General features: G+C 33.6%; 7 protein-coding genes. 4 read left to right on the top strand and 3 right to left on the bottom strand.

Features of this window, described 5'->3' with window-relative positions; translation table 11 throughout:
• Positions 1 to 98: 98 nt before the first annotated feature.
• Positions 99 to 434, top strand: a complete 336-nt coding sequence (locus QNJ50_RS08120; protein WP_300633902.1) for a hypothetical protein — start codon at positions 99 to 101, stop codon at positions 432 to 434.
• Between the two features lie 122 nt (positions 435 to 556).
• On the opposite strand, the gene QNJ50_RS08115 is transcribed toward QNJ50_RS08120, so the two are convergent.
• Positions 557 to 1,021 (bottom strand): hypothetical protein, encoded by a 465-nt coding sequence (locus QNJ50_RS08115; protein WP_300633900.1) that lies wholly within the window; start codon positions 1,019 to 1,021, stop codon positions 557 to 559.
• A 636-nt stretch (positions 1,022 to 1,657) separates the two neighbouring features.
• Here QNJ50_RS08115 and tsaE point away from each other — a divergent pair.
• Complete coding sequence (gene tsaE, locus QNJ50_RS08110; RefSeq protein WP_300633898.1) at positions 1,658 to 2,149, top strand: tRNA (adenosine(37)-N6)-threonylcarbamoyltransferase complex ATPase subunit type 1 TsaE; 492 nt, start codon at positions 1,658 to 1,660, stop codon at positions 2,147 to 2,149.
• Positions 2,150 to 2,182: 33 nt separating this feature from the next.
• Here the strand turns inward: tsaE and QNJ50_RS08105 are convergent, their stop codons facing one another.
• Positions 2,183 to 3,067 (bottom strand): alpha/beta hydrolase, encoded by an 885-nt coding sequence (locus tag QNJ50_RS08105; protein WP_300633896.1) that lies wholly within the window; start codon positions 3,065 to 3,067, stop codon positions 2,183 to 2,185.
• A gap of 160 nt (positions 3,068 to 3,227) precedes the next feature.
• Between QNJ50_RS08105 and QNJ50_RS08100 the strand changes: the two genes are divergently transcribed.
• Positions 3,228 to 4,517, top strand: a complete 1,290-nt coding sequence (locus QNJ50_RS08100) for a protein kinase (protein ID WP_300633894.1) — start codon at positions 3,228 to 3,230, stop codon at positions 4,515 to 4,517.
• A gap of 408 nt (positions 4,518 to 4,925) precedes the next feature.
• Positions 4,926 to 5,198 carry a Ycf66 family protein gene (locus QNJ50_RS08095; RefSeq protein WP_300633892.1) on the top strand — a complete coding sequence of 91 codons (273 nt, stop codon included), beginning with the start codon at positions 4,926 to 4,928 and terminating at the stop codon, positions 5,196 to 5,198.
• 106 nt (positions 5,199 to 5,304) lie between these two features.
• On the opposite strand, the gene QNJ50_RS08090 is transcribed toward QNJ50_RS08095, so the two are convergent.
• The gene (locus QNJ50_RS08090) at positions 5,305 to 6,132 is read right to left on the bottom strand and encodes a class I SAM-dependent methyltransferase (RefSeq protein WP_300633890.1); all 828 of its coding nucleotides are present in this window, start codon (positions 6,130 to 6,132) and stop codon (positions 5,305 to 5,307) included.
• Positions 6,133 to 6,193: the final 61 nt, after the last annotated feature.

The following is a 6,193-nucleotide window of genomic DNA, read 5'->3' as shown; positions in this document are numbered from 1 at the left end:
AGAAATTCACGCTTAAAAATTAACAGTCAAGAATTAACAGTCAAAAATTAGCCCTGAAAAATTATTGATAACTTTTAAATTTCTGTGGAGCCTAGCAGATGAGAAAAGTAGGGTTACTAATATTAGCTGCAATCTTAACATCCCTTGTTTGGGGTGGATTGATTTCTCAATCAGCCTCATCTCAACAATTTCAATCTCACATACATACTTTAAAGTTCGACCTTTCCCGTTTGGAGTCAAGGGTCAACCGAATTGAATCACAAATTGGTTCAAGAGGTGTTAAAGTACCAAGTAATCCTTCTGATGCAACTGCTCAAAAACCAATATCTTCACAAATACGATCTGAAGATATGTTTGAGAATTTGGCAAACTTGGTAATCGAACTAAAGGAAGATGTGAAACAACTGGAAGAGCGAGTTTCCAAACTGGAATAATCAAAATAGGATAACCAAAAATCAATTAACTTAAAAAATAATAATCCAAAAAAATAACCCAATAAATATTGGGAATAATAAATTATTGGTTAGAATATTTGATTAAGGTTTCTAATTATTAATTAGTGGTATATCAAATTAACCCTAATTAATGTCAGCCTTAATCTAATATAATCTGGAGCATGACTAGAATTTAACTCAAAAATTTTATCTCTGAATTTGATGTCATCATTTAAAATTAGTTCATAAATTGCACTTGGAATTGATTCGCTGTTAGATAAGTCAGATTTGAAAATTAGTTCTTCAAGTAAAGCAGGATTTTCAATGAGTGTTAACTGAAATCTAGTGTTGTTATATACTTGCACAATATATCCAGTTTTAAACAAGTATTTCAATATATCTTCATTGCAGTAATGATTACTAGCAATTATTGCTTTGATTTGATGCAGTTGTTGACATGTAAAAGAATTACGAATGTAGAAGGTAGAAAAATTATATATGTCTATTATTTCTTCATCACTATTTGCTTGTTTAATGTTTTCGATAATCTCCAGAAATTTTTGTTGCCCAAAATCTGAATTGTTCATATTTTTTCTGATAAATTAGATTGATAAATAATATATTGGAAAAGTATTGTTTTATTTGGTTTTATTTGGTTTGGTTTTATTTGATTTAGTTTTATATTATTCATGGAAATAATATATGTTCCGGGTTAAATCATTTGAGTATAACCGCTCAACTTGCATAAGTGCGATAAATTTATATTTATTGCTTGGGATATTTGAATCAAAAAAAAGTTGTAATTACGAGCCATATCTTTATACCTAAAGCTAGCAAAATTATCTTTTACCTACTGCAACAACAGCATATGCAAGAAGATAATATTTTTTGTACCAATAAAAATAGATAAAAAGCAGGAAACCAGAAACAGAAAATATCTCACCTTAAAACCGACTATATTCCAACTCTATTTGATTTTTCTGATAAATAAAGTCGAATATTTTTATATAAGATTTTATCAGGTATATATTCAGACAAAAAAGCGCTATTACAACCAAAGAATAAAGATAAACTCATACACGGACTTTCAAATATTTCAAACAGTCAATATAATTACTAAATTAATTAAAAACAACCAAAAAAATTGAAAAATTACTTCATAATGTTATGAGGTCAACAAATAATAATAAGTAAATAGTCAAGATAAGTGGCGATTGTAAATTATGAAGATCTTACTTGCAGATGCTGCAGCAACAAATAATTTAGGTGTAACTCTTGGTAAGATATTACCTGCTGGTAGCGTAATTTTATTGGAAGGTGATTTAGGAGCGGGTAAAACTACTTTTGTCCAAGGACTAGGAAAAGGTTTGGGTATTAGGGAGTCCATTGTTAGTCCAACATTTACTCTTGTTAATGAATATACCCAAGGACGTCTCGACCTCTATCATTTAGATTTATATCGTCTCACAGGGAATGAAATAGAAGCTTTAAATTTAGAAATCTATTGGGAGGGTATGGAACTACCTTTGGGAATTGTAGCAATTGAGTGGGCAGAAAAAATGCCCTATAAACCCGATCGCTACCTTAAGATCAATTTGACTTATGAAACCGAAGGTGGACGTTATGCAGAAATCACACCACATAATTGCGAGCTAAGTGATGCGATCGCGACCCTTTCAATCTTATCAGCAGAAAATGGAACAGAGATTAGATAAAATCTAAGTACTAAATTGTGATGTCATAAACCACTAAAGATGTTTTTGCATCAAACCAATTATCACCTCGGGCGTTTCCAGATGGGGTAAAATTCCTGCATCTTCAATGGAATAAAACTTTTCAATTGCATTCCGATTTAACTTTGCTAAGCGTTCTCCTAATTGAGACTTTGTAAATTGAGCTTTCTCACCCCATAAGAAAATAGTTGGAATACTGAGTTGAGATATATACAAACTCAAATCAAAATAAAGGTCGCCTCGCAGAAAAGCTAAAGCGGCATATTTTGCATTTGGTTTTTGTGCCGAATTTAAATAAGCCTGTACTATTTCTTGGGAAACCTTTTGCCGGTTAACAAATAAAAAACTTTCTAAAAAATTACGGACTGAAATTTCATTTTCAGCTCCAACCAAATAAATTAAATCTTCTATAACAGGAGTATTAATTATCTCTAGGGGAAGTCTACGTCCTGCATTTTCTCCAAAGTCATTAAATCCAGAAGGACATACTAAAAATAATCGCTGAAATAGTTCTGGATGTTGAATTGCAATCCTGATTGCTAAAGCTGCAGTCAGAGAAGAAGCAACTAAAATTACTGGAGAACTACAAGTTTTTTGGATAAATTCTCTAATGGTTGTTATGTAGTCATTAATCTGATAATTCTTCATGGGATGAGCCGAATTACCCCAACCAATTAAATCTGGTGCAAGTATATGATAATTTGAGGCAAAAGCAGGATAAACTTTTGACCATTCATAAGCGGATGCTCCACCACCAAAATTATGCAAAAACACAATTTTTGGTAAACTTTCCACTTGAGATATATCCCAAGGAACAGATGTTTGGCTGTAATAAACCATACTTCCTAGAGATGTCTCAACTAATTTTTTTCCAAAGCCAGAAGGTTGAAACTCAAGCACGATCGATGTAATTTAAAGTTTCGTCTTTATAGCAATCCTATACTAAAGACTTTAAATAATAACGATGAAATCTCCAACAGATTTAATTAATAACTATATTTATATTTTGTACAACTCATTTTGTACCGCTCTTGGATTATAAATAAGCAAAAAATAAACAATGTTAGGAAAGCTATTAGATGGACGCTATAAAGTGACACAAGTTCTGAGTTCTGGAGGATTTGGTGAAACTTATATTGCTGAAGATATCCGTCGTCCGGGAAATCCAAACTGCGTTCTCAAATTACTCAAAACCCCAAGTTCTAAATCTGAAGAATTAAAAATCGCCAGACGTCTATTTCGAACTGAAGCGGAAATCTTAGAAAAACTGGGACACCACGACCAAATTCCCCGTTTGTTAGCCTATTTTGAGGAAAAAGAACAATTTTTCTTGGTACAAGAGTTAATAACTGGACATCCCCTCAGTCAAGATTTCCAAATAGGTCAACCTTGGGCGGAAAATCAAGTTGTTTTCATGTTAGAGGACATTTTGAGGGTTTTGGAATTTGTACATCGCTGTAATGTTATCCATCGAGACATCAAGCCAGATAATTTAATAAAAAGAGACATTGATGGGAAATTAGTCTTGATTGATTTTGGTGCGGTCAAAAAAATACGCACTCAAACAATTGAATCTTCAACCGAGGTGAGTGGGACAGTTGCAATTGGAACTCCTGGATTTATAGCTGCAGAGCAAGCACAGGGTAAACCCCGTCTCAACAGCGATATTTATGCAATTGGAATGGTTGCAATTCAAGCATTAACAGGTATTCCACCCCATCAATTATCTGAGGATCCCGATACTGGTGAAGTTGTTTGGGAAAATCGATCACGAATTTCCCCTGAGTTCACCGCTATTTTAAAAAAAATGGTGTCTTACCATTGGCGCGATCGCTATCAGTCGGTGTCAGAAATTTTATTCGATCTTCAGAATTTACAGAATTTCATTCCAACAATGGAACCATCTAGTTCACCAGCTTTTGTTCCTACTATCCAACAAAAATTTGCGGTTCGTGGAGTTAATACTCGTGCTAACGATACAGGAGCAACCGTAAAGATCATATCGCCAGTTTGGTTGAAAAAAGCCTTATATGTGATTAGGTTTGTACCTTTTTTTGGCGCAGCAGGGTTATTTTTTTTCAAATCTGCTACTTGGATTATTTTATTGGGAGTTTTTCTCGCAGCTTTTGGTGGAGGTTTATTTTTCTTGCGTTCTTGGTATCCGAGAATTGCACGAGATTATGATTTTGTATTTGCTGTAATATTTGCTCTTAATGGGGTTTTGCTTATTTTCCAAGAATATCGCCGTTATGGTTCTCAAGAAATTCCCCTTGCTGAATTTATGTTAGCAGGAGCGGGAATTTTTGCTTTTACCGAATCTGTTAGATTGCGAGCAATGAGAATTAGATAGATTTTGTGAGAATTGGTAATTGGTAATGGGTAATTGGTAATGGGTAAAAGCCCGCGCCTTACGGCGTTAGCGGAGTGTGACACGACAGTGTCATTGTGGTAATGGGTAATTGGTCGTCGATAATTTATGATTGGGTATTACATTACTTTAATTAGAAAAAATGTCAAAATTGAGTATCCTTTTAATAGTTCAGATATAAAGCAATTTGTTTTTAATAATTGATTTGAAAAACTCCAACTAAATCACCCTAATAATCAATTAAATCTATTTCTTTTGAGAGTTAATGCTAATACTCTTTTAGATAAATAAACTTATTCACTGTTCCCTGTTCTCTGTTACATATTATAGGTAGAATATCAGTTTCCGAACTTATATGTTCGCAATCATAAAAAATCGTCAATCAAAAATATGTTTGAAAATCCGGTAAATCTAATTGGAACTATTCTAATAATCGCTGGTATGACTTTGTGTGCCTTACCTTTTACCCGTCCAAAACTTTTTCGTCGTCAAGATATTGTACTGATAGTAGCATTTTTTTTCTGTGGTTTGGTTCTATTCTCTCAACACCGCTGGTATCGAAAAGAGTTAACACAATTGAATTTAATTCTTTTATCAGTTCCTGGAGTTTTCTATACCATTCAAAATATTAGACTGCGAAGTAGAAACAATATCACCCGTTGAAATTAGGTAAACTCGAACCGAAAATTATAAATTAAAATCTACAAATTCTCTGAGTGCAAATTATCTTAGACTTTCATATTTCGTCTCGAGAATATTTTCATTGTGACTATGGTTTTTGATAAGAAAAAATAAAATAACGCAATATTCCCCAGCGACTCGTCCAGCTAGCGAAAGAAAGTTCCTTTTCTCCTTTTTTTTGCACTCGCTCGACCACAGGATAAGTTGGTAAAGTATTAGAGGTTATATCTTTTTCTACTAAAGATTTGAAACCTATATTTTTTGATAATTTATGATAGTCACCAAGGCTAAAGTTAAGATCTACGCGTCCGTAATAGCTCCCACCAAGTTTTTTAACTAGCTTGGGTGCTGTTTTAGCGATCGGAATAACTATTTGTCGAGGTACAAAATCACTGATTGCAAGCGTTCCACCTGGTTTTAGAACTCGCCATACTTCTTGAAAAAAGCGCTGCCGACTAGGAAAATGAAATATGCACTCAACAGCAAGTACTGCATCAAAGAAGTTATCTGCAAAAGGTAATTCGCATGCATCTCCTTCTATAAACTCTATATGATTTTGGTTTTTGGATTGAACGAGTTCTCTTGCTCTTGCTAGCTGACGTGAGTCAATATTTAACCCGGTTAAATCCATAGCAGTAAAGCGGTTGTTCAAACTAGCAATTGTTCCACCAAAGCCACAACCGCAATCTAAGACACGCATATTTGAAGAGATTTGACCGGCTAAGTAGATTTTTTGAGCTAATTTTTCTGCTGCTTGCTCAAAATCTTCTACAGAACCATCTGCTGTTGCTGGGTCTTCCCAATAACCCCAATGAACGTGATTTCCAAAGCATTTAATTACTTCTGTTCTTCCTTCTTGAAAGTCTTTTAATAGTTCGTCAAAGTAAGGTAAATTAATTCTTGCCTTTCGAGACATAATTTATATCCCCGTACAAAATATTAGTATAAATGTATCAATAATACATTTATCAAGAATA

It is taken from the genome of Mastigocoleus sp. MO_188.B34 (genome assembly GCF_030065675.1).
Taxonomy (GTDB): domain Bacteria; phylum Cyanobacteriota; class Cyanobacteriia; order Cyanobacteriales; family Nostocaceae; genus Mastigocoleus.
The sequence above is the reverse complement of the archived record's forward strand: the minus strand, read 5'-3'. Positions and strand labels throughout refer to the sequence as shown.

What these genes read in the sequence shown, in the direction of transcription:
- QNJ50_RS08120 (WP_300633902.1), top strand. Translation starts at nt 99, where the DNA reads ATGAGAAAAGTAGGGTTACTAATATTAGCTGCAATCTTAACATCCCTT.
- QNJ50_RS08115 (WP_300633900.1), bottom strand. Translation starts at nt 1,021, where the DNA reads ATGAACAATTCAGATTTTGGGCAACAAAAATTTCTGGAGATTATCGAA.
- tsaE (WP_300633898.1), top strand. Translation starts at nt 1,658, where the DNA reads ATGAAGATCTTACTTGCAGATGCTGCAGCAACAAATAATTTAGGTGTA.
- QNJ50_RS08100 (WP_300633894.1), top strand. Translation starts at nt 3,228, where the DNA reads ATGTTAGGAAAGCTATTAGATGGACGCTATAAAGTGACACAAGTTCTG.
- QNJ50_RS08095 (WP_300633892.1), top strand. Translation starts at nt 4,926, where the DNA reads ATGTTTGAAAATCCGGTAAATCTAATTGGAACTATTCTAATAATCGCT.
- QNJ50_RS08090 (WP_300633890.1), bottom strand. Translation starts at nt 6,132, where the DNA reads ATGTCTCGAAAGGCAAGAATTAATTTACCTTACTTTGACGAACTATTA.